Annotated in this window: 23 protein-coding genes; 17 read left to right on the top strand and 6 right to left on the bottom strand. The window is 67.4% G+C overall.

Annotated features, from left to right (window positions below; translation table 11 throughout):
• Window positions 1-8: 8 nt before the first annotated feature.
• Entirely contained in the window at window positions 9-1,613 is a 1,605-nt protein-coding gene (locus FHW58_RS26550) for a M20/M25/M40 family metallo-hydrolase (RefSeq protein ID WP_179676193.1), read from the bottom strand.
• A gap of 180 nt (window positions 1,614-1,793) precedes the next feature.
• On the opposite strand from FHW58_RS26550, the gene FHW58_RS26545 reads away from it, so the two are divergent.
• Both FHW58_RS26545 and FHW58_RS26540 read left to right on the top strand, forming a co-directional pair.
• Window positions 1,794-2,081 (top strand): DUF4148 domain-containing protein, encoded by a 288-nt coding sequence (locus FHW58_RS26545; protein ID WP_179676192.1) that lies wholly within the window; start codon window positions 1,794-1,796, stop codon window positions 2,079-2,081.
• Window positions 2,082-2,217: 136 nt separating this feature from the next.
• Window positions 2,218-3,861, top strand: a complete 1,644-nt coding sequence (locus FHW58_RS26540) for a methyl-accepting chemotaxis protein (protein ID WP_179676191.1) — start codon at window positions 2,218-2,220, stop codon at window positions 3,859-3,861.
• Between the two features lie 2 nt (window positions 3,862-3,863).
• Here the strand turns inward: FHW58_RS26540 and FHW58_RS26535 are convergent, their stop codons facing one another.
• The 3 genes from FHW58_RS26535 to FHW58_RS26525 all read right to left on the bottom strand — a co-directional run bounded on the left by FHW58_RS26535 (window position 3,864) and on the right by FHW58_RS26525 (window position 6,607).
• Window positions 3,864-4,289, bottom strand: coding sequence for a hypothetical protein (locus tag FHW58_RS26535; RefSeq protein WP_179676190.1), 426 nt, complete (start codon window positions 4,287-4,289; stop codon window positions 3,864-3,866).
• Between the two features lie 17 nt (window positions 4,290-4,306).
• Window positions 4,307-5,884: a methyl-accepting chemotaxis protein gene (locus FHW58_RS26530; protein ID WP_179676189.1), complete on the bottom strand. Its 1,578-nt coding sequence runs from the start codon at window positions 5,882-5,884 to the stop codon at window positions 4,307-4,309.
• Between the two features lie 114 nt (window positions 5,885-5,998).
• Complete coding sequence (locus FHW58_RS26525) at window positions 5,999-6,607, bottom strand: OmpW family protein (protein ID WP_179676188.1); 609 nt, start codon at window positions 6,605-6,607, stop codon at window positions 5,999-6,001.
• A 152-nt stretch (window positions 6,608-6,759) separates the two neighbouring features.
• On the opposite strand from FHW58_RS26525, the gene FHW58_RS26520 reads away from it, so the two are divergent.
• The 8 genes from FHW58_RS26520 (at window position 6,760) to FHW58_RS26485 (ending at window position 13,213) form a co-directional block, all read left to right on the top strand.
• The gene (locus FHW58_RS26520) at window positions 6,760-7,263 is read left to right on the top strand and encodes a (2Fe-2S)-binding protein (protein WP_179676187.1); all 504 of its coding nucleotides are present in this window, start codon (window positions 6,760-6,762) and stop codon (window positions 7,261-7,263) included.
• Window positions 7,260-9,437 (top strand): molybdopterin cofactor-binding domain-containing protein, encoded by a 2,178-nt coding sequence (locus FHW58_RS26515; protein ID WP_179676186.1) that lies wholly within the window; start codon window positions 7,260-7,262, stop codon window positions 9,435-9,437. The genes FHW58_RS26520 and FHW58_RS26515 overlap by 4 nt, the downstream gene beginning before the upstream one ends.
• A gap of 1 nt (window position 9,438) precedes the next feature.
• Complete coding sequence (soxX, locus tag FHW58_RS26510) at window positions 9,439-10,032, top strand: sulfur oxidation c-type cytochrome SoxX (protein ID WP_179676185.1); 594 nt, start codon at window positions 9,439-9,441, stop codon at window positions 10,030-10,032.
• Complete coding sequence (locus FHW58_RS26505) at window positions 10,029-10,478, top strand: SoxY-related AACIE arm protein (protein WP_179676184.1); 450 nt, start codon at window positions 10,029-10,031, stop codon at window positions 10,476-10,478. Before soxX ends, FHW58_RS26505 begins: the two co-directional genes overlap by 4 nt.
• Window positions 10,478-10,804, top strand: a complete 327-nt coding sequence (gene soxZ / locus FHW58_RS26500; RefSeq protein WP_179676183.1) for a thiosulfate oxidation carrier complex protein SoxZ — start codon at window positions 10,478-10,480, stop codon at window positions 10,802-10,804. Before FHW58_RS26505 ends, soxZ begins: the two co-directional genes overlap by 1 nt.
• Entirely contained in the window at window positions 10,801-11,532 is a 732-nt protein-coding gene (gene soxA / locus FHW58_RS26495; RefSeq protein WP_179676182.1) for a sulfur oxidation c-type cytochrome SoxA, read from the top strand. Before soxZ ends, soxA begins: the two co-directional genes overlap by 4 nt.
• Before the next feature lie 107 nt (window positions 11,533-11,639).
• Complete coding sequence (locus FHW58_RS26490; protein ID WP_179676181.1) at window positions 11,640-11,948, top strand: c-type cytochrome; 309 nt, start codon at window positions 11,640-11,642, stop codon at window positions 11,946-11,948.
• Window positions 11,945-13,213, top strand: coding sequence for an NAD(P)/FAD-dependent oxidoreductase (locus FHW58_RS26485; protein WP_179676180.1), 1,269 nt, complete (start codon window positions 11,945-11,947; stop codon window positions 13,211-13,213). Before FHW58_RS26490 ends, FHW58_RS26485 begins: the two co-directional genes overlap by 4 nt.
• 1 nt (window position 13,214) lies before the next feature.
• Here FHW58_RS26485 and FHW58_RS26480 read toward each other — a convergent pair whose 3' ends face one another.
• Window positions 13,215-14,672 carry an efflux transporter outer membrane subunit gene (locus tag FHW58_RS26480; protein WP_179676179.1) on the bottom strand — a complete coding sequence of 486 codons (1,458 nt, stop codon included), beginning with the start codon at window positions 14,670-14,672 and terminating at the stop codon, window positions 13,215-13,217.
• A 98-nt stretch (window positions 14,673-14,770) separates the two neighbouring features.
• On the opposite strand from FHW58_RS26480, the gene FHW58_RS26475 reads away from it, so the two are divergent.
• The 3 genes from FHW58_RS26475 to FHW58_RS26465 are packed head-to-tail and all read left to right on the top strand — an operon-like array spanning window position 14,771 to window position 18,023.
• Window positions 14,771-15,304, top strand: a complete 534-nt coding sequence (locus FHW58_RS26475) for a helix-turn-helix domain-containing protein (protein ID WP_179676178.1) — start codon at window positions 14,771-14,773, stop codon at window positions 15,302-15,304.
• Complete coding sequence (locus FHW58_RS26470; protein WP_179676177.1) at window positions 15,301-16,356, top strand: HlyD family secretion protein; 1,056 nt, start codon at window positions 15,301-15,303, stop codon at window positions 16,354-16,356. The genes FHW58_RS26475 and FHW58_RS26470 overlap by 4 nt, the downstream gene beginning before the upstream one ends.
• Window positions 16,353-18,023, top strand: a complete 1,671-nt coding sequence (locus tag FHW58_RS26465) for a DHA2 family efflux MFS transporter permease subunit (protein ID WP_373996739.1) — start codon at window positions 16,353-16,355, stop codon at window positions 18,021-18,023. Before FHW58_RS26470 ends, FHW58_RS26465 begins: the two co-directional genes overlap by 4 nt.
• A 4-nt stretch (window positions 18,024-18,027) precedes the next feature.
• Here the strand turns inward: FHW58_RS26465 and FHW58_RS26460 are convergent, their stop codons facing one another.
• Window positions 18,028-18,756, bottom strand: a complete 729-nt coding sequence (locus FHW58_RS26460; protein WP_179676176.1) for an ABC transporter substrate-binding protein — start codon at window positions 18,754-18,756, stop codon at window positions 18,028-18,030.
• A 98-nt stretch (window positions 18,757-18,854) separates the two neighbouring features.
• On the opposite strand from FHW58_RS26460, the gene FHW58_RS26455 reads away from it, so the two are divergent.
• From FHW58_RS26455 to tssG, 4 genes are all read left to right on the top strand, one after another.
• A complete protein-coding gene (locus FHW58_RS26455) occupies window positions 18,855-19,400 on the top strand; it encodes a type 1 glutamine amidotransferase domain-containing protein (protein ID WP_179676175.1) in 546 nt (181 codons plus the stop codon).
• A gap of 111 nt (window positions 19,401-19,511) precedes the next feature.
• Complete coding sequence (locus FHW58_RS26450) at window positions 19,512-20,423, top strand: hypothetical protein (RefSeq protein ID WP_179676174.1); 912 nt, start codon at window positions 19,512-19,514, stop codon at window positions 20,421-20,423.
• Window positions 20,424-20,494: 71 nt separating this feature from the next.
• Window positions 20,495-22,327 carry a type VI secretion system baseplate subunit TssF gene (gene tssF / locus FHW58_RS26445; protein ID WP_179676173.1) on the top strand — a complete coding sequence of 611 codons (1,833 nt, stop codon included), beginning with the start codon at window positions 20,495-20,497 and terminating at the stop codon, window positions 22,325-22,327.
• Window positions 22,291-23,229: a type VI secretion system baseplate subunit TssG gene (gene tssG / locus FHW58_RS26440; protein WP_179676172.1), complete on the top strand. Its 939-nt coding sequence runs from the start codon at window positions 22,291-22,293 to the stop codon at window positions 23,227-23,229. The genes tssF and tssG overlap by 37 nt, the downstream gene beginning before the upstream one ends.
• Window positions 23,230-23,283: the final 54 nt, after the last annotated feature.

Here is a 23,283-nt window from a genome sequence, read left to right as displayed (position 1 = left end):
GAGTTTGGTTAACGGCGCTGGAACTCGGCGCCGTCTTTCCACTTGGGCTGGTCCTTGGCTTGCGCGGCCTGGTAGCCGGCCTGGAACAGCAGGCTGATGTCCTCCAGCGCGCCGCCCAGGTTCCAGCTCGGCTGCACCACGTCATGCACCGTGTGGTATTGCTGCGTGGTGTACTGCTGCGCCTTGCTGGCGCTGCTGCGCAGGTAGATCGTCGGCACGCCGGCGCGCGCGAATTCCAGCTGGTCGCCGCGGTAGTAGCTGCCGTAGCTGACGTTGCTGTCGGGCCGCACCACCCGCCCTTGTCTGGCGGCGATCGCGGTCACCAGCTCGTCGGCACTCGACTTGCCCATGCCGCTCAGCTCGACCTCGCGGCTGCGGCCCCACAGGTTGAGGCCGTCGATGTTGAGGTTGAGCACCGTCTTGTTCAGCGGGTACAGCGGATGCCGCACGTAGTATTGCGCGCCCAGCAGCCCACGTTCTTCCGCCGTGGTCGCCACGAACAGGATGGTGCGCTTGGGCGCCACCGGCAGCGCCTTGTAGGCGCGCGCCAGCTGCAACAGCGCCGCCACGCCGCTGGCGTTGTCCACCGCGCCGTGGAAGATCTGCTGCGTGCGCGGACCGGGCAGCGTGTCGTCGATGCCGAAGTGGTCCCAGTGCGCGGTGTACACCACCACTTCCTGCTTCAGCTGCGGGTCGCTGCCGGTGATGCGCGCCACCACGTTGTGCGAGACCACGTCGCGCGTGGCGTTCAGCATCGAAACGTTCAGCTTGATCCCCAGCGGCACCGGCTTGAAGCCGCGCGATAGCGCTTGCTCCTTCAGTTGCTTGAAGTCCAGCCCGGCCGCCTTGAACAGCTCGCAGGCGCGCTCCTGCTGCAGCCAGCCGGGCACCGCCGGATAGCCGGGGTCCGGGGCCTTGCTTTTCAGCGCGAAGTTTTCGCGGCCCCAGCTGTTGACGACGAACTCGTACGGGTAGCCGGCCGTCTTGTCATGCACGATCAGCGCTGCCGCCGCGCCCATCCTGGCCGCCATCTCGAACTTGTAGTTCCAGCGGCCGTACCAGGTGACCGCGCTGCCGCCGAACACCGCCGGGTCGAGCAGCCGGGGATGCTTGGGGTCCGGCACCGGCGGGTCGTTGATCAGCATGACCAGCGTTTTGCCCTTGAGGTCGGCGCCCTTGTAGTCGTCCCACTTGAATTCCGGCGCCTGGGTGCCGTAGCCGACAAACACCAGCTCGGAGTTGGCCACGTCCAGCTGCTTGTCGCCGCGCGCGGTCCAGGCGATGTAGTCGCCGCCGAAGCGCAGCTGCACCGGCTTGCCGTCCTTGCCGCTGTAGCTCAGCGTCGGATGGCTGGAGATGCCGACCAGCGGCACCGTCTGCAGGTAGCCGCCGTCCGGGTTGCCCGGCTCCAGCCCCAGTTGCTTGAACTGCTGCTGCAAGTAGGCGATGGTCATGTCCTCGCCATGGGTGCCGGGCGCGCGGCCCTCGAAGTCATCCGAGGCGAGCGTGGTGATCTGTTCCAGCAGCGCCGCGCCGTCGATCTTCGGCAACGCCGCGGCGTGGACCTCGCACGCGCACAGTGCCAAAAACGTCGTCGACAGGAGCGATTTCATGTGGGTGAATGATTGTTAATAATAAGCCACCATTCTGACACATTTTTGTTGCTTGTGGACACATTTCTACCGGGAGGGTGAGATTCGATAAGCCGATCATTCCAAGCCGATAATTGCGCTTTTTTATCGAAATACTTAATACTAAGATGACTCCATCGATTCCTTCCCTGGAGCACCATCATGAACGCCAAAGCCCTCTTCGCCGCCGTCGCCCTGCTGGCCGCCGGCAGTACCTTCGCCGCCGACCCCAGCGAAGCCGCCTTCGACCAGACCTTCCTCGCCAGCGGCCCCAGCACGCTGACGCGCGAGCAGGTCAAGGCCGACACCCTGGCCGCCCGCAAGGCCGGCCTGCTCGACACCAACGAGGCCTACCTGGACCCGGCCTACATGGCGCCGCGCGCGAAAAGCGCCGCCGTCAAGGCGCAACTGGCCGCCAAGCCGGCCCAGCCTGAAAACGCCGCCCACTGAGCGGCGCGCCGCGCGGGCTGGGCAATTGCCCAGTCCGTTTGTATTTGCGGATAAACCACAAGAATGAAATTTGTTGCACTCTGCAAGGAAGTTTGGAGGTATGCTGGTTTCCATAAGACAATAGGAGACTCGCCCCATGAACAAGTTGTCCTTCCAGCAAAAATTGTGGGTGCCGCTGATCTGCAGCCTGCTGTGCATCACGGCGATCTTCCTGTTTGAAACCATCCAGACGCGCAAGGTGCGGATGGAGGAGCGCGCCAGCGACCTGCGCAATGTCGACGACCTGGCGCTCAACGTGGTCAAGCAGTTCGGCGACAAGGCCGCCTCCGGCGCGCTCAGCAAGGAGGAGGCGCAGAAACAGGCGATGGAGGCGGTCAAGAACCTGCGCTACGCCAAGGACGGCTACTTCACCATCAGCAGCGGCACCGTCTCGCTGATGCATCCGATCAAGCCGGAGAACAATAACAAGGACCTGGTCGACCTGAAGGACCCCAAGGGCACCTACGTCTACCGCGAGATCGCCGCCGCCGGCGCGCTGCCCGAGGGCGGCGGCTTCGTCAATTATTACTGGTCGCGTCCGGGCTCGACCGAGCCGGTGCCGAAGATGAGCCGCGTGGTTCACTACGCGCCGTGGAACTGGGACCTGACCACCGGCGTCTACATCGACGACATCGACGCTGCCTTCTATGCTTCGCTGCTGAAATCGGCCGGCTGGCTGGCGCTGGTGTGCGCACTGCTGTGGCTGGTGGTCAGCCTGGTCAACAAGAGCCTGCGCCACACCATCGGCGGCACGCCGGAGTACGTGGGCGAGGTGACGCAGCAGATCGCCGACGGCGACCTCAGCGTGCAGGTCCAGGTGCACGCGGCCGACCAGGGCAGCATCCTGCACTCGGTCAAGGCGATGCAGCAGCGGCTGGCCGAGACCATCGGCGAGATCCGCCGCAGCGCCGACACCATCGCCACCGCGTCGAGCGAGATCGCGTCCGGCAATATGGACCTGTCGGCCCGCACCGAGTCGCAGGCCAGCTCGCTGGAGGAGACGGCGGCGTCGATGGAGGAGTTGACCTCGACCGTCAACCAGAACGCCGACAACGCCGTCCAGGCCAACAAGCTGGTGCAGTCGGCCTCGGAAGTGGCCGAGCGCGGCGGCAAGGTGGTGTCGCAGGTGGTGCAGACGATGGAAACCATCAACGCCTCGGCCACGCGCATCGTCGACATCATCAGCGTGATCGACGGCATCGCCTTCCAGACCAATATCCTGGCCCTGAACGCGGCGGTGGAGGCCGCGCGCGCCGGCGAACAGGGCCGTGGCTTCGCGGTGGTGGCGTCCGAGGTGCGCAACCTGGCGCAGCGCTCGGCGGCGGCGGCCAAGGAAATCAAGGAGCTGATCAACGCCTCGGTGGACAGCATCAACAACGGCAGCGCGCTCGTGGCCGAGGCCGGCACGACGATGGACCAGGTGGTGATGAGCGTGTCGCGGGTGACGCAGATCATGTCGGCCATCACCGACGCCTCGAGCGAGCAAAGCACGGGCATCGGCCACGTCAACATGGCGATCACGGAGATGGATTCGGTGACCCAGCAGAACGCCGCGCTGGTGGAGCAGGCGGCGGCGGCGGCCGGCAGCATGCAGGAACAGGCGGCGATGCTGGCCACGCTGGTGGCGCGCTTCAGGCTGGGCGGCGACGCGCCGGCCGGCGCGGCGGGGGCGGTGGCGCCGGCGCCGGCGGCGCGGACGGCGTCACGGCCGGCCAGGCGCCAGATCGCACTGGTGCGCTGAGCTTATTTGGTATCGGCGGGAACGGTTTCGATGACGGCGGCTTCGTAGACGAACTTGCCGCCGTCGTCGCGAAACACTCCCATCAGCTCGCCGCCATCCCCCTTCACATCCGGATACATGGTGCAGGTCTGGGTTTCGACCTGCCACATCTCGCTGCCGGCGCGCAGCGTCCAGACGTTGTCGCCGCCGGACAGCAGTTCGATTTCCACCTCGTCCGCCGGCATCTCGCTCAGCTCCACGCGGCGCACGCAGTCCGGCAGGCGCTGCATGATCAGTTCCACCCGGCTCTCCTTGCTCCAGAAATGCTTTTGCGCGCGGTGGATGGTCAGCGCGTGGTTGCCCACCGGGCCGTCCGCGTAGTACGAGGCGCTGTCGTCAACGCAGGCGGCCAATAGCAGCGGCATCAGGAGGATCAGGGTCTTGCGCATGGGCTTTCCGTGGGTGACTATCGATTTGGTAACATTATAGCCGTCCCCGCCGCGCCGCCGGTGCGGAAGAACCCCACCACCTCGGCCAGCGCCGCCGCCTGGTCCTGCATGCTCTGCGAGGCTGCCGCCGCCTGTTCCACCAGCGCCGCGTTCTGCTGCGTCACCTCGTCCATCTGCGAGATGGCCTGGTTGATCTGCTCGATGCCGCTGGTCTGGTCGCGGCTGGCGGAGGTGATCTCGCCCATGATGTCGGTCACGCGGGCGATGCTGGCGACAATGTCGCCCATGGTCTTGCCGGCCTCGTTGACCAGCCGCGAGCCGTCGTCCACGTTGGCCACCGAGGCATCGATCAGCGCCTTGATCTCGCGCGCCGCCGCCGAGCTGCGCTGTGCCAGCGCCCGCACTTCGGTTGCCACCACGGCGAAGCCGCGCCCCTGCTCGCCGGCGCGCGCCGCCTCCACCGCCGCGTTGAGCGCCAGAATGTTGGTCTGGAAAGCGATGCCGTCGATCACGCCGATGATGTCGACAATGCGCCGCGACGAGTCGTTGATGCTGCCCATGGTGCGCACCGCCTGCGAGACGATGTCACCGCCGCGCGTGGCCACCTCGGCCGCCGCGCGCGCCAGCGTGTCGGCCTGGCGGGCGTGGTCGGCGTTCTGTTTGACGGTCGAAGTCAGTTCCTCCATCGACGCCGCCGTCTGCTCCAGCGAGCTGGCCTGCTGTTCGGTGCGCGACGACAGGTCCAGGTTGCCGGCCGCGATTTCATTCGACGCCGTCGCGATGGTATTCGTGCCCTGACGCACCCGTCCCACCACGTTCAGCAGCGCGTCGTTCATCGCCTTGAGCGCGCTGAGCAGCCGGCCGGTTTCGTCGCTCGCGCGCACCGCGATCTGCGACGACAGGTCGCCGGACGCCACCGTCTCCGCCACCACCACCGCCTCGGTCAGTGGCCTTGTGATCGAGCGCGTGATGGTCCAGGCGACGCCGCCGCCAAACGCCACCGCCAGCAGGCCCAGCGCCGCCATCAGCAGCTGCGCGTTGGTCATGATCGACTCGACCTCGGCGCCGGCCGCGCGCGCCTGCGCGGTCTCGTAGACGAGGATGTCGTCCAGCGCCGCCAGCACGCCGCCCAGGCGCGGCGCGGCCACCTCGGTCAGTTGGACGATGGCGTCCTGGATCTCGCCGTCCTTGCGCAGTTCGATGACCTTGTTGTTTTCCGCCGCGCCCTGCTTGAGCAGTTCGTCCAGGCGCGCGATCAGCGCCTTCTCCTGGTCCGCGGTGGCCAGGCCCAGCAGGACCTTGCGCGCCGCCTCGTAGCGCTGGCGCGCCTCGGCGATCTTGGCCAGCTCGGCGTTCATTTGCGGGGTGGCGGGCACCACCACCAGCGTGGTCAGCGCCAGGGCGACGTTGCGGACGTTGTCGACCATGTGGTTGGCCGCTTCCATCTTGACGTTTTTGTCGTAAATGATGTCGTGCGTGTGGCTGCCGACGCGGCGCATGGAGCCCAGCCCCAGCAGCACGGTGGCCACCAACAACACCAGCACAATGGCAAAGCCGAAGCCCAGGCGGGTTCCGATATTGAGGCGTGCGAGCATGGTGAGATTTCCCTGGATAAACCTGAGAACTCCGATTGTTCCCCAATCCGCTCATCCATGCCACTGTGCCGTGGCCGGTGTCGCGAGGTCGCAACGCCGGCCGCCGGCCGCCGCTCAGAAGCGGTAGCCGATGCCCACGCCCAGCAGCACCGGGTCGATCTTCACGCGGCTGGCCTTGGCGCCGCCAATCATCACGTCGCTGCGCATCTGCACTTTCTTGAGGTCGAAGTTGATCGACCAGTGCTGGTCGATCGCCACGTCGGCGCCCGCCTGCAGCGCCAGGCCGAAGCTGTCATGCTCCAGGCTGCCCGCGCCGTTCAGCAGGTGTACTTTCGAGAAGGTGGTGTAGTTGACGCCCGCGCCCACGTAAGGACGGAAGGTAGCGTCCGGCGCGAAGTGGTACTGCAGCGTCAGCGTCGGCGGCAGTTCCTTCACGCTGCCGATGTTGGCGCCGTCCAGCGACACATCATGCTTCTGCGGATAAGTCAGGATCAGTTCGGTGGCGATGTGCTTGGTGAAGAAGTAGGAGACGTCGAATTCCGGTATGGTCTTGTTGCTGACGTGGATGCGGTCGGCCGCGCCGGCACCGCCCACCGGGTCGGATTTGTCGGCGGTGTCCACGTGCACTGCGCGCACGCGCACCAGCCATGGGCTGTCTTCGGCCATGGCGTGGCCGGTCATCAGGGTCAGGGCTGCCAGTACTGCTGCTACGGACTTGCTCATTTCACTTGCCTCTTTGTCGTCGTTAAGTAACGTGAGCAAGTCTATTGATGCAGTGCAGTAAAAACATTGATCCAAGTCAAAATTTTCCGAGTGTGAAACAGTGGTAGTATGACCAGCGATCGATTTTTCCATCTGACTAACAGGAGACATGGATGGCCAAGCTCAACGTCAACGGCACGGTGATGGAGTACGAGGCGGAGGACGATACGCCGCTGCTGTGGGTGATCCGCGAACAGCTGGGATTGACCGGCACCAAGTACGGTTGCGGCATGGCGCAATGCGGCGCCTGCACCGTGCATATCGATGGCCAGGCCATCCGCAGCTGCGTCTACCCGGCATCGGCGGTCACCGCCGCGCAGAAGGTCACCACCATCGAGGGCCTGTCGCCGGACGGCTCGCATCCCATTCAAAAAGCCTGGGCCGCGCTGGACGTGCCGCAGTGCGGCTTCTGCCAGTCCGGCATGATCATGGCCGCCGCCGCGCTGGTGCGCGACAAGCCCAAATGCACCGATGCCGACATCGACGCGGCCATGACCAACATCTGCCGCTGTGGCACCTACAACCGCGTGCGCAAGGCCATTCACGTGGCCGTGCGCGGCGGCGACCCGGCCAGCGCCGGCCTGGCGATCGAGCGTATCGAAGGGAGCAAGGCATGAACGCGCGCCGCGGTTTCCTCAAGATCGCGGGCGGCCTGGTGGTCGCCTTCCACATCCCGTTCGAGGCGCTGGCGGCGGAGCAGAAGCCGATCGCCAAGGGCGCCTCAGACGCCGCGCCGGAAGTCAACGCCTGGGTGGTGGTCAAGCCCGATGACAGCATCGTGATCCGCATCGCCCGTTCCGAGATGGGGCAGGGCACGCTGACCGGCCTGGCGCAGTTGGTGGCGGAGGAACTGGACGCCGACTGGAGCAAGGTCACCACCGAATATCCGTCGCCGGGCCAGAACCTGGCGCGCAAGCGCGTGTGGGGCAGCTTCTCCACCGGCGGCAGCCGCGGCGTGCGCGAGTCGCATGACTACGTGCGCAAGGGCGGCGCCATCGCCCGCACCATGCTGGTCCAGGCGGCGGCCGACACGTGGCAGGTGCCGGCGTCCGAATGCGTGGCGGCGGCCAGCGTCATCACGCACAAGCCGTCCGGCCGCACCACCAGCTACGGCAAGGTGGCCGGTGCCGCCGCCAGGCTGACGCCGCCCGCCGACGTGGCGCTGAAGGATCCAAAGGACTGGAAGCTGGCGGGCAAGCGCCTGGCGCGCCTGGATACGGTGGACAAGACCACCGGCGCGCAAATCTACGGCATGGACCTCAAGCTGCCCGGCATGCTGAACGCGGCCATCAAGGATTGCCCGGTGTTCGGCGGCACGGTGAAAAGCTTTGACGCCAGCGCCGCCGAAAAGCGGCCAGGCGTGAAGAAGATCTTCAAGCTGGGCGACACCGCCATCGTGGTGGTGGCCGATACCTGGTGGCGCGCCAAGTCGGCGCTGGACGCCGTCACCATCGAATGGGACAAGGGGCCGAACGCCAGGCTGTCCAGCAAGGACGTCGCCGCCACGCTGAAGGCCGCGCTGGACGCGCCGGAGGCGGTGGTGGGCAACGCCAACGGCGACGCGCGCGCCGCCATCGCCGCGTCCAAACGCAAGGTGGAGGCGGTGTATTCCTTCCCGTGGCTGAACCACGCCACCATGGAGACCATGAACGCCACCGCCATCTGGACGCCGGAGCGCTGCGAGGTGTGGACGCCGACGCAGAACGGCGAGGCCGCGCTGGCCGCCACCGCCGAAGCGGCGGGCCTGCCGGCCACCAAGTGCGACGTCTACAAGATGCACCTGGGCGGCGGCTTTGGCCGTCGCGGCGCCACGCATGACTGGGTGACGCAGACGGTGAAGATCGCCAAGGAATTCCCCGGCACACCGGTCAAGTTGATCTGGTCGCGCGAGGAGGACATGCTGCACGGCCGCTATCACCCGGTCACGCAGTGCAAGCTGACGGCGGGGCTGGACGACAAGGGCAACGTCACGGCGCTGCACATGCGCATCGCCGGCCAGTCGATCCTGGCGTCGCTGGGCTCCACGCTCAAGGACGGCAAGGACCCGGTGGTGTTCCAGGGCCTGAACGCGCCGGGACCGGAAGCGTCGATTGGCTACAGCTTCCCGCATCTGCTGGTGGACCACGCGATGCGCAATCCGCCGGTGCCGGCCGGCTTCTGGCGCGGCGTCAACCTGAACCAGAACACCATCTACCTCGAATGCTTCATGGACGAACTGGCCCACGCGACCAAACAGGACCCGCTGGCCTTCCGCCGCAAGCTGATGGCGGATCATCCCAAGCACCTGGCGGTGCTGAACGCGGTGGCCGAAAAGGCTGGCTGGGGCAATCCGGCGCCCAAGGGCGTGTATCGCGGCCTGGCGCAGACCATGGGCTTTGGCAGCTACGTCGCCGCCTGCGCCGAGGTCTCGGTGGACCGCAAGACGGGCAAGGTCAAGATCCATCGCATCGTCGCCGCCACCGATCCGGGATATGCGGTGAATCCGCAGCAGATCGAGGCGCAGGTGGAAGGCTCGTTCGTGTATGGCCTGTCCGCCGCGCTGTATGGCGAGTGCACGCTGAAGGACGGGCAGATGGAACAGTCCAACTTCGACACTTACCAGGTGATGAAGCTGGAGGAGATGCCGAAGGTGGAGTCCATCATCATGCCATCCGGCGGTTTCTGGGGCGGCGTGGGCGAGCCGACCATCGCGGTGGCCGCGCCGGCGGTGCTCAACGCCATCTTCGCCGCCACCGGCCAGCGCGTGCGCGACCTGCCGCTGAAGAACCATAGCCTGGTGAAGAAGGCCTAGCATGAAGACGCGCGGCGGCAGCAGGGTAGCGCGGGCGCTGGCCCGCGCCGCGCTGCTGCCATGCGCTGCTGCCATCACGCCGGCGCTTGCCGCCGTGGCTTCCGCGCCGGCGCTTGCCGCCGCCATCGCCCCCGCGCTTGCCGCCGGGGCTCCCGGGCCGGCGCAGGCGCCGGACGTTAGCGCCTCGCGCAGCACCGCCGCTCCATTGGCCACCGTCCAGGTGGTGGGCGACGGCATTCCCTCGCCGCTGCCTGGCGCGGCGGCGGGCGATGCGGCGCGCGGCCGCGCTATCGTCGCCAATCGCCAGGCGGGCCTGTGCCTGCTGTGCCACACCGGTCCCATTCCTGAAGAACGCTTTCAGGGCAACCTCGCCCCCGGCCTGCAAGGCGCCGGCCAGCGCTGGAGTGCCGCCCAACTGCGCCTGCGCATCGTCGACGCCAGCCAGTTCAACCCCGCCACCATCATGCCCGCGTACTACAAAACCGACGGCCTGACCCGCGTGGCCGCACACTACAAGGACAAGACCATCCTCACCGCGCAGCAGATTGAAGACGTGGTGGCGTGGCTGCAAACGCTGAAGGAGCCCGCGCCATGAAACGCCGCGACCTGCTGGCCGCCGGCGCCGGCCTGACGATGCTGGCGCTGGTCCGCCCCGCATCCGCCACCCCCGCCGACATGGCCGCTGCCATCAACACCTTCACCGGCGGTGCCAGACCGCAAGCGGGCAAGGTCACATTCGACATCGCCCAACTGATCGACAACGGCAACGCCGTCCCCGTCACCATCTCGGTGGACAGCCCGATGAGCGCGGAGAACCACGTGCGCGCCATTGCCATCTTCACCGAGCGCAATCCGCAAACGGAAGTAGCGGTATTCACACTCGGCCCGCGCGCGGGCAAGGCACAGATCTCCACCCGCATCCGCCTCGCCACCTCGCAACGGCTGATGGCCGTGGCGCGGCTGAGTGACGGCAGCTACTGGTCGCATGGCGTGGACGTCATCGTCGCGCTGGCGGCCTGCGTCGAAGGCGAGGCGCCCTGATGGCCCGCGCCCTGATCCACATGCCGGCCAGCGCCAGGCCCGGCCAAATCATCGAAATCCGCGCACTGATCGGCCATCCGATGGAGACCGGCTACCGCGTCGGCGCGGACGGCAAGCTGCTGGCGCGCGACATCGTCCGTAGCTTTGTGTGTCGTTACAATGGCGAGCAGGTTTTTGGCGCGGAGCTGCATCAGGCCATATCGGCCAATCCGTATATCGCTTTCTTCACCGTGGCGACGGAGAGCGGAACGCTGGACTTCACGTGGCAGGGCGATAACGGCTTCACGCACACGGAGAAGATGACCCTGACGGTGAACGCATCATGAAATGGCTGCTGGCATTGGCGATGGTGGCCGCCTCCGCGCTGGCGGCGGACGAGCGACGTTCCGGTGCGGACTTCATGAGCGCCGCAACGCAGGCCATGCAGGGCGACGACGCGCAGAACCCCGGCATGTTGTGGGTGGCGAGCGGGGAGACGGAGTGGAACAAGTCGTGCGTCAAGTGCCATGGCGACGCGCGCGGCAGCATGCGCGGCGTGGCGGCGCGCTTTCCCGCGCTGGACGCGGACAGCGGCAAGGTGGTCAACCTGAACCAGCGCATCAACCTGTGCCGCGAGCGTAAGCTGCATGCCGCGCCGCTGGCGGCGGAGAGCGAGACGCTGCTGGCGCTGGAGGCCTATGTGGCCATACAGTCGCGCGGCATGCCGGTGACGCCGGCGCAGGATAGCGCCACCCGCGCGGCCGCCGCGCGCGGGCAGCGCTTGTACCAGCAGCGCATCGGGCAGTTGAATTTGTCGTGCGCGCAGTGTCATGACCAGCAGTGGGGGAAGAAGCTGGCCGGCAGCACGATACCGCAGGCGCATGCGAGCGCGTATCCGATCTACCGGCTGGAGTGGCAGGGGATGGGATCATTGCAGCGCAGGCTGCGCAACTGCATGAGCGGGGTGCGCGCCGAAGTACCCCCTTTCGGCGCGAAAGAGCTGACGGAACTGGAAGCGTGGCTCGCGGTACGCGACGCGGGGATGACGGTGGAATCGCCGGGTGTGCGGCCATAGCGCGCCGCTAACCCGCACGGCGGCAAAAAGGGGTCTGACCCCGTACGGGGTCAGACCCCAGGGGCCGGGTTGCGGGTCCACGTCTCAATCTTAAGGAGCAGAAGGCCATGTTCAGAACGACGCTTATCGCAATGCTCATCGCCGCGCCGGGGTTGGCGCGGGCCGAACCCTCCATCGGCGCGCGCCTCGCCGCCACTTGCGCCGCCTGTCACGGCACCGCCGGCGATACCCGTGGCAGCACGCTGCCCCGTCTCGCCGGCCAGCCGCGGCAAACCCTGCTCGCCTCCCTCAAAGCCTTCAAAACCGGCCAGCGCGAAGCCACCATCATGACCCAAATCGCTAAGGGCTACACCGACGAACAGCTCGACCTGCTCGCCGCCTACTTCGCGGCCCAACCGCCGGGAGGCGCCAAATGAAACGCCGCCAATTCCTGCACGCCGCCGGCGCCAGCGCGTTCCTCGCCGGCTGCGCATCCATCAGCACCCACGCCAGGCCGCACGTGATCGTCATCGGCGGCGGCTATGGCGGCGCCACGGCTGCGCGTTACCTCCGCCTGTGGAGCGACAACAGCATCGACGTCACGCTGATCGAGCAGAACGCCCAATTCATCTCCTGCCCGCTCTCCAACCTCGTGCTGGGCGGCTCGCGGCAGATCGCGGACCTGACCATGTCCATCGATACGCTGGCCAGCAATCACGGCGTACGCATCGTCCGCGACCTCGTCACCAGCATCAACGCGGAAAAGCACACCGTAACGCTGGCCACTGGGCAGACCCTTAACTACGACCGCTTGATCGTCTCTCCCGGCGTCGGCTTCCTGTGGGAACAACTGCCCGGCATGCGCAAGCCCGGCGCGCAGGACACCATCCTGCACGCCTGGAAGGCTGGCCCGCAAACCACCGCGCTGCGCGCGCAACTGGAAGCCATGCCGGACGGGGGCGTCTACGCCATGACCATCCCACCGGCGCCATACCGCTGTCCGCCCGGCCCGTACGAACGCGCCTCGCAGATCGCCTTCTATTTCAGCCGCCACAAACCGAAATCCAAGGTGCTGATCCTGGACGCCAACGACGACGTGGTGTCCAAAGGCCCGCTCTTCAAAAAGGTGTGGAAAGAGCGCTACGGCGGCATCATCGACTACCGCCCGTCCTTCCGCACCGCCGACGTGGACGCCGCCGCCCGTACCGCCATCTCTGAACTGGGCGACAAGGTGCGCGCCGATGTCCTCAACGTGATCCCGCCACAGCGCGCCGGCAGCATCGCCGTGCAGAGCGGCCTGGCCAACGTCAACGCGCGCTGGTGCGGCGTCGATTTCCTCACCTTCGAGTCGACGCAGGTGAAGAACATCCACGTGCTCGGCGACGCCATCGCCGTGGCGCCGCTGATGCCCAAGTCCGCGCACATGGCCAACCAGCACGCCAAGGTGTGCGCGGCGGCCGTGGTGGACCTGCTCAGCGGCCGTGCGCCGTATGCGCATCCCATGCTGACCAACACCTGCTACAGCTTCGTCTCCGACCACGACGTGATCCACGTGGCCTCGGTCCACGCCTACAACGCCGAGAAGAAAACGCTGCTGGTGGTATCCGGCTCGGGCGGCGTGTCGGCCGGCCCGAGCGCGCTGGAAGGCGAGTACGCGCTGAACTGGGCGCGCAACATCTGGGCCGACACGCTGGGCGGCTGAATCACCAGCCGCCGCCCGCCGCGCGGAAGGTGGCGACGGCGGCGCGGGCGTTGTCGGCGTTGACCCGCGCCAGCTGGTCGCGGGAGGTCAGCAGCTGGCGCTGTTCGTCCAGCACTTCGTACAGGCTGACGGCGCCGCCCTTGTAGGCCAGCTCGGAGGCGTCGCGCGCGCGGGTGTGGGCGTCCACTTCCTGCGCCAGTTCGGTGTGCTGCGCTTCCAGTTGCGTGAGGGTGACGACGGCGTTTTCCACGTCCTCCGCCGCGCGCAGCACGGCCTTGCGGTAGGCGGCCAGCGCTTCGGCGTTGGCGCCCTTGGCGCGGGCGACGTCGGCGTCGATGCGGCCAAAGTCGAACAGGCGCCAGCGCAGGCCGGCCGCCGCTTGCGGTTGCAGCGAGGCGGCGGTGAGCAGGCCGTTGGTGCCCAGGCTGCTCAGGCCCAGCAGGGCGGACAGCGTCACCTTTGGATAGTATTCGGCCATTGCCGCGCCGATCTGCGCGTTGGACGCGGCCAGGCGGCGTTCCGCCGCGATCACGTCCGGCCGCCGGCGCAGCAGGTCCGCCGGGCCTTGCGACAGCGAGATGGCCGGCACCCGCATCTCCGGCGCCAGGCCAGCCGCCATCGCCGCCCCCGGCACCGCGAGTTCCGCCGCGTAGGTGCCCGGCGCCGCGCCCATCAACACATCCAGCCGGTTCAGCTGCACCTCCAGTTCGATGCGCAGCGGCGGTACGGTGGCGCGGGCCTGGGACACCAGCGCCTCGGCCTGTGCCACCTCGCGGCTGGACGCCAGTCCGTCCGCCAGCCGCAGGCGCACCAGTTCCAGCAAGCGTTCGTTGGTGGCAATCTGTTCCCGCGCCAGCGCGATGCGCCGCTGCGCGCCGCGCACGCGGAAGTAGGCGTCCGCCGCTTCCGCCGTCACCGACACCCGCACGCCGAGACGATCCGCCTCCGCCGCCTGCGCCTCCGCGCCGGCAGCTTGCGCGCCGTCCCGCAGGCCGCCCGCCACATCCAGTTCCCAGCTCGCGCCCAGCCCGGCGTCGTACAGGGACTGCTCGCGGTTATAGCCGGGGAAGCTGCTGGCGATCTTGCCGATCGGGCTATTCACGGATTGCCGTTGATGCGCGGCGCTGGCCGTCAGCGCGCCTTCCGGCAGCAGGCGTGCGTCCGCCATGCGCGCCGCCGCCCGCGCCTGATCCACGCGCGCCATGGCCGCCGCCAGATCCAGGTTCTGCGCCAGCACCCGCGCCACGATGCGCTGCAGGGCCGGATCGTCAAAGCCGGTCCACCACGAATCCAGCGCCGGCGCCGGCAGTGCCGCCGCGCGGCCGGCCAGCGCGTCGGCCGAATGATAGGCCGGCGCCAGCGGCGCATCCGGACGCTGGTACGCCGGCACCGTCGCGCAGCCGGCCAGCGCGGTCAGGGCCAGCAGCGCGGCCGACACCAGCCGTTTTGTCTTGTCCATTTGGCACTCCTCAAAAAAGTTAGTTGCAAGTTGATACGGACAAGTATATGCTTGTTTTCATGATGACTGCAATCTATAAATTCTGAAGGACCCAAATCATGCTTAAAACAGATCTCAGCGCCATGCCGTGCCCGATCGCGCGTAGCCTGGACCGGGTGGGCGAGTGGTGGAGCATCATGATCCTGCGCGAATGCTTCTACGGCGAGACGCGCTTCGATGGCTTCAAGAAAAGCCTGGGCATCGCCCCCAACATGCTGACCCGCCGCCTGAACGACCTGGTGGAATCCGGCCTGCTGGAGCGCCACCGCTATTCCGACAAGCCGCCGCGCGACGAGTACCGGCTGACCGAGGCCGGCCGCGACTTCCGCCCGGTGATGCTGGCCATGCTCGCCTGGGGCAACAAGCACTTCGCGCCCGAGGGCAAGAGCGTCATCCTGCGCGACAGCGTGACCGGCGCGGAAGCCGATCCGGTGCTGGTGGACGCCAATACCGGCGTGCCGATCACGCTGGCGCGCCATTTCGCCGCCGCCGGCCCGGCCGCCACCGAGTCCACCCACCAGCGCATGCGCCGCGCGGCCGAACGCCGCGCCGGCGCCACGGACACCGCCACCTCGACCGGAGAACCAGCATGAGCACCGTCACCAATCGCAAACGCCTGATAACGCGCGTCGTGCTGGCCGCTGTCGTCATCGGCGCGGCGGGCTTCGGCTATCGCTGGTGGACCGAGGGCCGCTACGTGGAAGACACCGACGACGCCTACATCGGCGGCGACGTCACCGTCATCGCGCCCAAGGTGGCCGGCTACATCGCCCGGCTGGAAGTGCGCGACAACCAGCAGGTCCGCGCCGGCGACGTCATCGCCCGCCTGGATGACCGCGACTACCGCGCCGCGCTGGCCAAGGCGGAAGGGGTGGTGGCCGCCGCCCAGGCCACGCTGGCCAATCTGGACGCCACGCGCCAGCTGCAGGACGCGAAGATCGGCGAGGCCCGCGCCGGCGTCACCGCCAGCAGCGCTGAAACGGCGCGCGCGCGGGATGATCAGACGCGCTACCAGAACCTGTCCGCCAAGGCCGCCGTCTCGCTGCAAAGTTCGCAGAAGGCCGACGCCGAATACAAACAGGCGCTGGCCGGCGACCAGAAGGCGCAAGCGCAACTGGCCGCGGCCCAGCGCGAGCTGGACGTGATCGGCACGCGCAAGCAGCAGGCGCAGGCCGCGCTGGAACAGGCAGTGGCGGAGCGCGACCTGGCCAAACTGAATCTGGACTACACCGTGCTGCGCGCGCCCATCGATGGCGTGATCGGCAACCGTCGCGCGCGCGAAGGGGCGTATGCCACCGTGGGCAGCCAGTTGCTGTCCATTGTGCCGTCGCGCGGGCTGTGGGTGGATGCCAACTTCAAGGAAGGGCAGCTGGCGCGCTTCAAGCCGGGCCAGCGCGCCACCATCGTCGCCGATGTGATGCCGGGGCATGTCTTCCACGGCACCGTGGCCAGCCTGGCGCCGGCCACCGGCGCGCAATTCAGCGTGCTGCCGCCGGAGAACGCCACCGGCAACTTCACCAAGATCGTCCAGCGGGTGCCGGTGCGTATCCAGCTCGATGAAGCGGATGGCCGTCTGGGCACGTTGCGTCCCGGCCTGTCGGTCAACGCCGAAATCGACGTGCGCGGCGCGGGCGGCCAGCCATGAGCGCGGCCACGCCGGCCGCCGGCGGCGCGGCGATGACGCCGGGCATACCGGCCACTTCGGCCGCGCTCGCCACGCCCGCCGCGCCACCCGCGTCTGCGCCGGCGCCGTGGGCACCGCCGCAGCTCACCATGGCCCAGAAGGTGGCCGCCTTCGCCACCATGTGCGTCGGCATGTTCATCGCGCTGCTGGACATCCAGATCGTCTCCGCCTCGCTGCGCGACATCGGCGGTGGCCTCTCGGCCGGCGCCGACGAAACGGTGTGGATACAAACCAGCTACCTGATCGCCGAAATCATCGTCATCCCCATGTCCGGCTGGCTGTCGCGGGTGTTCTCCACGCGCTGGCTGTTCGCCGGCTCGGCGGCCGGCTTCACCATCGCCAGCATGTTGTGCGGACTGGCGTGGGACATCAACAGCATGATCGCCTTCCGCGCGCTGCAGGGCTTCATCGGCGGCTCGATGATCCCGATGGTATTCACCACCGCCTTCTACTTCTTCGCCGGCAAACAGCGCGTGATCGCCGCCGCCACCGTCGGCGCGCTGGCCTCGCTGGCGCCCACGCTCGGCCCCACCGTGGGCGGCTGGATCACTGACCATTTCAGCTGGCACTGGCTGTTCTTCATCAACCTGGTGCCGGGCGTATTCGTGGCCGTGGTGGTGCCGATACTGGTCAAGATCGACCGGCCCAACCTCAACCTGATCAAGGACGCCGACTACGTCGGCATCGCGCTGATGTCGCTGTTCCTCGGCTGCCTGGAATACACGCTGGAGGAAGGCCCGCGCCTCGACTGGTTTGGCGACCAGGTCATCCTGACCACCGCCTGGATCTCCGGCCTGGCCGGCGTCGGCTTCATCTGGCGCACGCTCACCTACGCCCATCCCATCGTCGACCTGCGCGCGCTCAAGGACCGCAATTTCGCGCTGGGCTGCTTCTTCTCCTTCGTCACCGGCATCGGCATCTTCGCCACCATCTATCTGACGCCGCTGTTCCTCGGCCGCGTGCGCGGCTTCAGCGCGCTGGAAATCGGGCTGGCGGTGTTTTCCACCGGCGTGTTCCAGATCATGTCCATCCCGATTTATTCGTGGCTGGCCAACCGCGTCGACCTGCGCTGGCTGATGATGGTGGGGCTGGCCATGTTTGCCGTCTCGATGTGGAACTTCGCGCCGATCACGCACGACTGGGGCGCGCAGCAACTGATGCTGCCGCAGGCGCTGCGCGGCATGGGCCAGCAGTTCGCGGTGGCGCCCACCGTCACGCTGACGCTGGGCGGGCTGGCGCCGGAACGCCTCAAGCTGGCCTCCGGCCTGTTCAACCTGATGCGCAACCTGGGCGGCGCCATCGGCATCGCCGCCTGCGCCACCATCATCAACGACCGCACCAACCTGCACTTCCAGCGCCTGGCCGAGCACCTCAACGCCGGCAACGAGGCGATGGGGCAGATGCTGTCCGGCGCCGGGAGCAGCCTGCTGGCGTGGGGGCTGGACAGCGGCAGCGCGCAGGCCGGCGCGCTGCGCCAGCTATGGACGCTGACCATGCGTGAGGCGCAGACGCAAACCTTTGGTGATGTGTTCCTGTGCGTGATGGCCTGCTTCGTGCTGGCCTTTGCGATGGTGCCGCTGATGCGCAAGGTGGCGCCCCCCAAGGCGCCGTCGGCCGACGCCCACTGACAGGCTAACGGTAGCGGGCCAGTATCTGATCGATGCTGCCATCCTTGATGAGCGCATCGATGGCCCGCGACACCTCGCTGAACGGCACCTCCGACTTCGGGGAGAACGCGCACTGCGCCTTGTAGGCCGAGAACACCAGGTCGGCGCGCACCTGCATGCCGGGATGGAGGCGATGCTGGTAATTCAGCGTGGCCTCGCTGATCATCGTGTACGGCACCTTGCCGCTGACCATCTGCTGGATGTTGGCCTCCATATTGGCCGCGTCCACGCGCCGGAAACGGCTGCCCAGCACCTGCTCCACGCGGTGGTAGCGGTAGCCGGCCACCGTGCCCACTGGCTTGTCGCGCAGGTCCTTGAGGGAGCGCAGGTGTGGCATGTCGTGGCGGGCCGCCAGCATCTCGGCATCCGGGAACAGCGGCGGGCTCCAGTGATAATCGCCGTCGATCCAGAACGGCAGCACGTAGCACATGCCGTCCGCGCGGCCGCTGCTGAGCGCCGGCGTCACGTCCGGAATATCGGCGTTCAGGTAGACCGCGCGGCGCCCCAGGCGCTGGGCCAGCGCGTCGCCGAAATCCTTGACGATGCCGCCCGCCACCGCGCCATTCTGGAAGCGCGCGATCGGCATCGCCTGATCCACCGGCGCCAGCATCACCAGCTCGCCGGGGCCGGCCAGCGCAGCGCCGGCGCACAGCAGCCATGGGGCGGATGAGAGAAGGCGGAGTCGTAAAGGCATGGCTTATTATAGCGGCTGTATGTTGGACCCCGCACATGCAAGCCCGTGCGCCTGTGGCACCCTGTGACTCCTCAAACACAAGCATGGAGGCAACCATCATGGCCAACGAATTGCAAGACAAGCGCATTGCCGTACTAATGACCGACGGCGTGGAACAGGTGGAGTACACCCAGCCGCGCGAGTTCCTCGAACAGCAGGGCGCCAAGGTCACGCTGATCTCGCCCAAGGCAAAGGGCGAACAGGTGCAGGCCTTCAACCACCTCGACGCCGGTGACAAATTCACCGTGGAGCTGGACGTGCGCGATGCCCGTCCGGCCGAATTCGACGCGCTGGTGCTGCCGGGCGGCGTGGCCAACCCGGACATGTTGCGCCTGCACACCGAAGCCATCACCTTCATCCGTGAATTCGGCCGCGAGAACAAGCCGATCGCCGCCATCTGCCACGGCCCGTGGACGCTGATCGACGCCGACCTGGTCAAGGGCAAGCAGATGACCAGCTGGCCAACGCTACAACTGGACCTGCAGAACGCCGGCGCCGCCTGGCGCGACGCCGAAGTGGTGGCCGATGGCAAGCTGATTACCAGCCGCAAGCCGGACGACATCCCGGCCTTCAACCAGGCCATCAAGCAGGCGCTGGCCGCCTGACCCCAGCAGAATTTCCGCGCGGCAAACGGGCGCTCCGCCGCGCGCAACTACCGTAGAGTAAGGGCGAAAGTCGAGCTCATGCGTCCAAGTCTAAAACACAAGGAGATCATCATGAACCACACCCTGGCAGCCGTCTTTGAAACCCGCGCCGAGGCCAACCTGGCGCGCGACGAACTGGTCAGCAACGGCTATGACCTGAACCGCATCCAGATCCACGATTCTGGCAGCGTGGCCGGCACCGCGCGCATCAACGACGACGAGTCCATCCTCGGCCAGGTCAAGCAGATGTTCAGCGACCTGGTGGGCCGTGAACACGCCGACCGCCACGTCTACGCCGAAGCGCTGAACCGCGGCCACACCGTGCTGGCGCTGCACGCCGCCACGCTGGAGGAGGCCGAGCGCGCCGCCGACATCATCGAGGACTTCAACCCGATCGACATCGACGAACACGAAACCATGTGGCGCGCCAGCGGCTGGGGCGCGGCCGACGTGCTGCGCAGCGCCACCGGGCCGCTGCAGACCAACGTCGGCGCGCAGCAGGCCGCGCCCGAGCAGCACGGCATCCGCCCGCGCGAGGACGCGGTGGTGTTCGCCCGCTCGGAACAGGTGATCATCGCGCCGGGCTCGATGCAACGCGGCAGCGTGGCCAGCGGCACCATGCCACCGGCCGCCGAGGCGGTGGCCGACATCCAGAACACCGTGCAGCGCAGCGGCATGCGCATCTACCCGCGCGACCCGGCGGCGGCGCAGGCCAGCCTGGACATCCTGCGCGGCGACGACAGCGCCGACGACGACTACTTCCGCTCGCACTGGGAGCAGACCTACAAGGGCGGCACCTTCCAGGAGTTCGACCCGGCCTACCGCTTTGGCCAGTCGATGGCCGGCAACCCCGGCTACCGTGACAAGGAATGGAACGACGTCGAACCGGAACTGCGCGCCGGCTGGGAAAGCACGCAGCCGCAGTCGAGCTGGGACAAGTTCAAGGACGCGGTGAAGCACGGCTGGGAGCGCATCACCAAGTAGTTGTGTTAAGTCAATAATCTGTGCCGCCATCGTGACATCCTTGGGGACTTGCGCCCCGGAGGATGTCCGCGATGGAAAAACTGCTGCCCTATTACGAACGCGAATTAAGCATGCTGCGGCGCGCCGGCGCCGACTTTGCCGGGCGCTATCCCAAGCTGGCCGGCCAGTTGCAGCTGCGCGGCGAAAGCTGCGCCGACCCGCACGTCGAACGGCTGATCCAGGCCGCCGCCTTCCTCAATGCCCGCGTCGCCAAGCTGCTGGACGACGGCTACGCCCACTTCACCGACGCGTTGCTCGGCATGCTGTACCCGCATTACCTGCGGCCGATTCCGTCCTGCTCCATCGCCCGCGTCGACTACAGCGGCGCCAGGGGCAACGACATCAGCGGCGTCAGCGTGCTGCCGCGCGGCGCCGCGCTCAAATCGCTGGGGCAGGGCGCCACGCTGTGCCGCTTCCGCACCGTCTATGACGTGACAGTGGCGCCGTTGAGCGTCAGCGCCGTCGCGCTGGAGCCGTATCCCCACCTGCCGGCCAATCTGCCGCTGCCACCAGGCGTCGGCTGCGCCATCCGCATCGACATCGCCAGTACGGCCGCCGGGCGCGCGTTGGCTGCGCTGGACCTGGCCACGCTGCGCGTCTTCATCGACGGCGAGGCCTCGTTGCGAGCCGCCCTGCGCGACGCCCTCTTCATGCACGCCGCCTGCGCCGTGGTGGAAGCGGACGGCGTCTGGCGCCTGCTGCAACGTGTGCCGCTCACGCCCGCCGGCCTGTCCGCCGAAGAAGCGCTGCTGCCGGCCGCGCCATCCGAACATGCCGCCTATCGCCTGCTGAGCGAATACTTCGCCTTCCCCGACAAGTTCGACTTCGCCGACATCGACCTCGCCGCGCTCACCGCCGGCGCACCGGAAGGCTGTACGCAACTGACCCTGCGCCTGCTGCTGCGCGACGTGCGTCCCGACGCGCCGATGGCCCGCATCCTGCGCGCGTTGAGCGCCGACAACCTGCTGCCCGGCTGCACGCCCATCATCAACCTGTTTCCGCATGCCGCCACGCCCATCCGCGTCAACCATGCGCGCAGCAGCTATCCGCTGATGGCCGACGGCCTGCCGGGCAACGCCTGCGACATCTACAGCATCGACAGCGTGCAGATGGTACGCAAAACGGAAGAAGGTAGCGCGGTCACCGACTTCCTGCCTTACTACGCGCTGCGCCACGGCGAGGCGGAAAGCCGTAAAGGCCACTATTGGCTGGCACGGCGCGAAGAACTGATGGCGCCGGGCCACGAATATGCGCTCACGCTGGTCGACCGCGACTTCTCGCCGATCCACGCCGAAGACGGCACCGCCGCCGTGCGCCTTACTTGCACCAACCGCAATCTGCCGCATGGCCTGCCCCATGGCCGCGCCGGCGGCGACCTGACCACCGAAAACGCCATCGGCAACCATCCCATCCGCATGCTGCGCCGTCCCACGCTGTCCTGCCGCCTGGCCAAGGACGCGGGCCGCCAATGGGGACTGGTGGCCCACCTGGCGCTGAATCACCGCGCGCTGACGCAGGAAGGCCTGCCGGCACTGACCGCCATGCTACGGCTCTACGCACAGCAGGACAGCAGCGTCTCGCAACGCCTGATCGACGGCGTGACCGCGCTGTCCCACCGGCCCGCCACCGCGTGGATACGCCAGCCGCAGGGCAACGCGTGGCTGCGCGGGATCGACGTGCTGGTGTCGCTGGACGAAGAAGCCTATGCCGGCGTTGGCATCCATGCCTTCGCGCAGATACTCGACCAGTTGTTCGCACTGCACGTGCACCTGAACAGCTTTACGCGGCTGATCGTGCTGTCCCACCTGAGCGGAAAGGAACTGCTGCGATGCCCACCTCGCAACGGCACACTCGCGCTGGCGTGATCGACCAGTTGCTGGCCGCGCCGCAGCGCTACGAATTCTTCCAGGCGGTGCGGCTGGTGGAGCAATGGCGTCCACGCAGCGCGCGCTTCCGCAACCGGCTGGCGATGCGCTTCCCGCCGAGCGACATCGAAAACATCAGCGCCGATGATGATGCCGTGCGCCTCACACCGGCCTTCATCGGCATGCTGGGCAGCCAGGGCGTGCTGCCGTCGCACTACTCGGAACGCATCGGCCGGCACGAGAAAGACCACAACGACGGCGGCCCGCGCGCCTTCCTCGACCTGCTCTCGCACCGGCCGGTGGAGCTGCTGTACCAGGCCTGGACGCGGCGCCGGCCGGAATGCATGGAAGACGAATTTATCGGCATGCTCACCGCGCTGGCGGGCACGCCGGACAGCGACGGCATCATCGACCGCGAAACGCTCGCCTTCTACGCCATGCAGATTCGTAGCCGGACCGTATCCGCACCGCTGTTGGCGGGGATGTACAGCGAATACTTCGGCGTTCCGGTCAGGGTAGAACAGCTGGTGGGACGATGGACAGAACTCCCCGCCGCCGACCAGGCACAACTCGGCCGCGCCAACGTGCAACTGGACGACGGCGTCATGCTCGGCGGCCGCATCTACAGCTGCGATGCACGCATCCGCGTGTACATTGGCCCGTTGGACAAAGCCCGCTACGACCGCTTCCTTCCCGGCCACCCCAGCGCGCATCATCTGCAAGCCATGCTGCAACTGCATTGCGGCGTCGGCATGACGTGGGAAGTCCACCTGATCCAGCGCGCCGAAGACATGCAAGGCGTCCACCTCAACGCCGCCACCCACCTCGGCGTCAACGCCCGCCTGCTAAGCCAACCCTTGATGCGGGATCGTGGTGAGTTGATGTATCTATTACACACCTAGGATGAGCGCATGTTGATTCGATCAAGGCCTTGGAGCTTGTGATGCGATGCAGCG

The organism is Duganella sp. 1224 (genome assembly GCF_013408245.1).
GTDB lineage: Bacteria > Pseudomonadota > Gammaproteobacteria > Burkholderiales > Burkholderiaceae_D > Rugamonas.
The sequence above is the reverse complement of the archived record's forward strand: the minus strand, read 5'-3'. Positions and strand labels throughout refer to the sequence as shown.

Coding starts and splice junctions, on each gene's coding strand:
- FHW58_RS26550 (WP_179676193.1), bottom strand. CDS start 1,613: ATGAAATCGCTCCTGTCGACGACGTTTTTGGCACTGTGCGCGTGCGAG.
- FHW58_RS26545 (WP_179676192.1), top strand. CDS start 1,794: ATGAACGCCAAAGCCCTCTTCGCCGCCGTCGCCCTGCTGGCCGCCGGC.
- FHW58_RS26540 (WP_179676191.1), top strand. CDS start 2,218: ATGAACAAGTTGTCCTTCCAGCAAAAATTGTGGGTGCCGCTGATCTGC.
- FHW58_RS26535 (WP_179676190.1), bottom strand. CDS start 4,289: ATGCGCAAGACCCTGATCCTCCTGATGCCGCTGCTATTGGCCGCCTGC.
- FHW58_RS26530 (WP_179676189.1), bottom strand. CDS start 5,884: ATGCTCGCACGCCTCAATATCGGAACCCGCCTGGGCTTCGGCTTTGCC.
- FHW58_RS26525 (WP_179676188.1), bottom strand. CDS start 6,607: ATGAGCAAGTCCGTAGCAGCAGTACTGGCAGCCCTGACCCTGATGACC.
- FHW58_RS26520 (WP_179676187.1), top strand. CDS start 6,760: ATGGCCAAGCTCAACGTCAACGGCACGGTGATGGAGTACGAGGCGGAG.
- FHW58_RS26515 (WP_179676186.1), top strand. CDS start 7,260: ATGAACGCGCGCCGCGGTTTCCTCAAGATCGCGGGCGGCCTGGTGGTC.
- soxX (WP_179676185.1), top strand. CDS start 9,439: ATGAAGACGCGCGGCGGCAGCAGGGTAGCGCGGGCGCTGGCCCGCGCC.
- FHW58_RS26505 (WP_179676184.1), top strand. CDS start 10,029: ATGAAACGCCGCGACCTGCTGGCCGCCGGCGCCGGCCTGACGATGCTG.
- soxZ (WP_179676183.1), top strand. CDS start 10,478: ATGGCCCGCGCCCTGATCCACATGCCGGCCAGCGCCAGGCCCGGCCAA.
- soxA (WP_179676182.1), top strand. CDS start 10,801: ATGAAATGGCTGCTGGCATTGGCGATGGTGGCCGCCTCCGCGCTGGCG.
- FHW58_RS26490 (WP_179676181.1), top strand. CDS start 11,640: ATGTTCAGAACGACGCTTATCGCAATGCTCATCGCCGCGCCGGGGTTG.
- FHW58_RS26485 (WP_179676180.1), top strand. CDS start 11,945: ATGAAACGCCGCCAATTCCTGCACGCCGCCGGCGCCAGCGCGTTCCTC.
- FHW58_RS26480 (WP_179676179.1), bottom strand. CDS start 14,672: ATGGACAAGACAAAACGGCTGGTGTCGGCCGCGCTGCTGGCCCTGACC.
- FHW58_RS26475 (WP_179676178.1), top strand. CDS start 14,771: ATGCTTAAAACAGATCTCAGCGCCATGCCGTGCCCGATCGCGCGTAGC.
- FHW58_RS26470 (WP_179676177.1), top strand. CDS start 15,301: ATGAGCACCGTCACCAATCGCAAACGCCTGATAACGCGCGTCGTGCTG.
- FHW58_RS26465 (WP_373996739.1), top strand. CDS start 16,353: ATGAGCGCGGCCACGCCGGCCGCCGGCGGCGCGGCGATGACGCCGGGC.
- FHW58_RS26460 (WP_179676176.1), bottom strand. CDS start 18,756: ATGCCTTTACGACTCCGCCTTCTCTCATCCGCCCCATGGCTGCTGTGC.
- FHW58_RS26455 (WP_179676175.1), top strand. CDS start 18,855: ATGGCCAACGAATTGCAAGACAAGCGCATTGCCGTACTAATGACCGAC.
- FHW58_RS26450 (WP_179676174.1), top strand. CDS start 19,512: ATGAACCACACCCTGGCAGCCGTCTTTGAAACCCGCGCCGAGGCCAAC.
- tssF (WP_179676173.1), top strand. CDS start 20,495: ATGGAAAAACTGCTGCCCTATTACGAACGCGAATTAAGCATGCTGCGG.
- tssG (WP_179676172.1), top strand. CDS start 22,291: ATGCCCACCTCGCAACGGCACACTCGCGCTGGCGTGATCGACCAGTTG.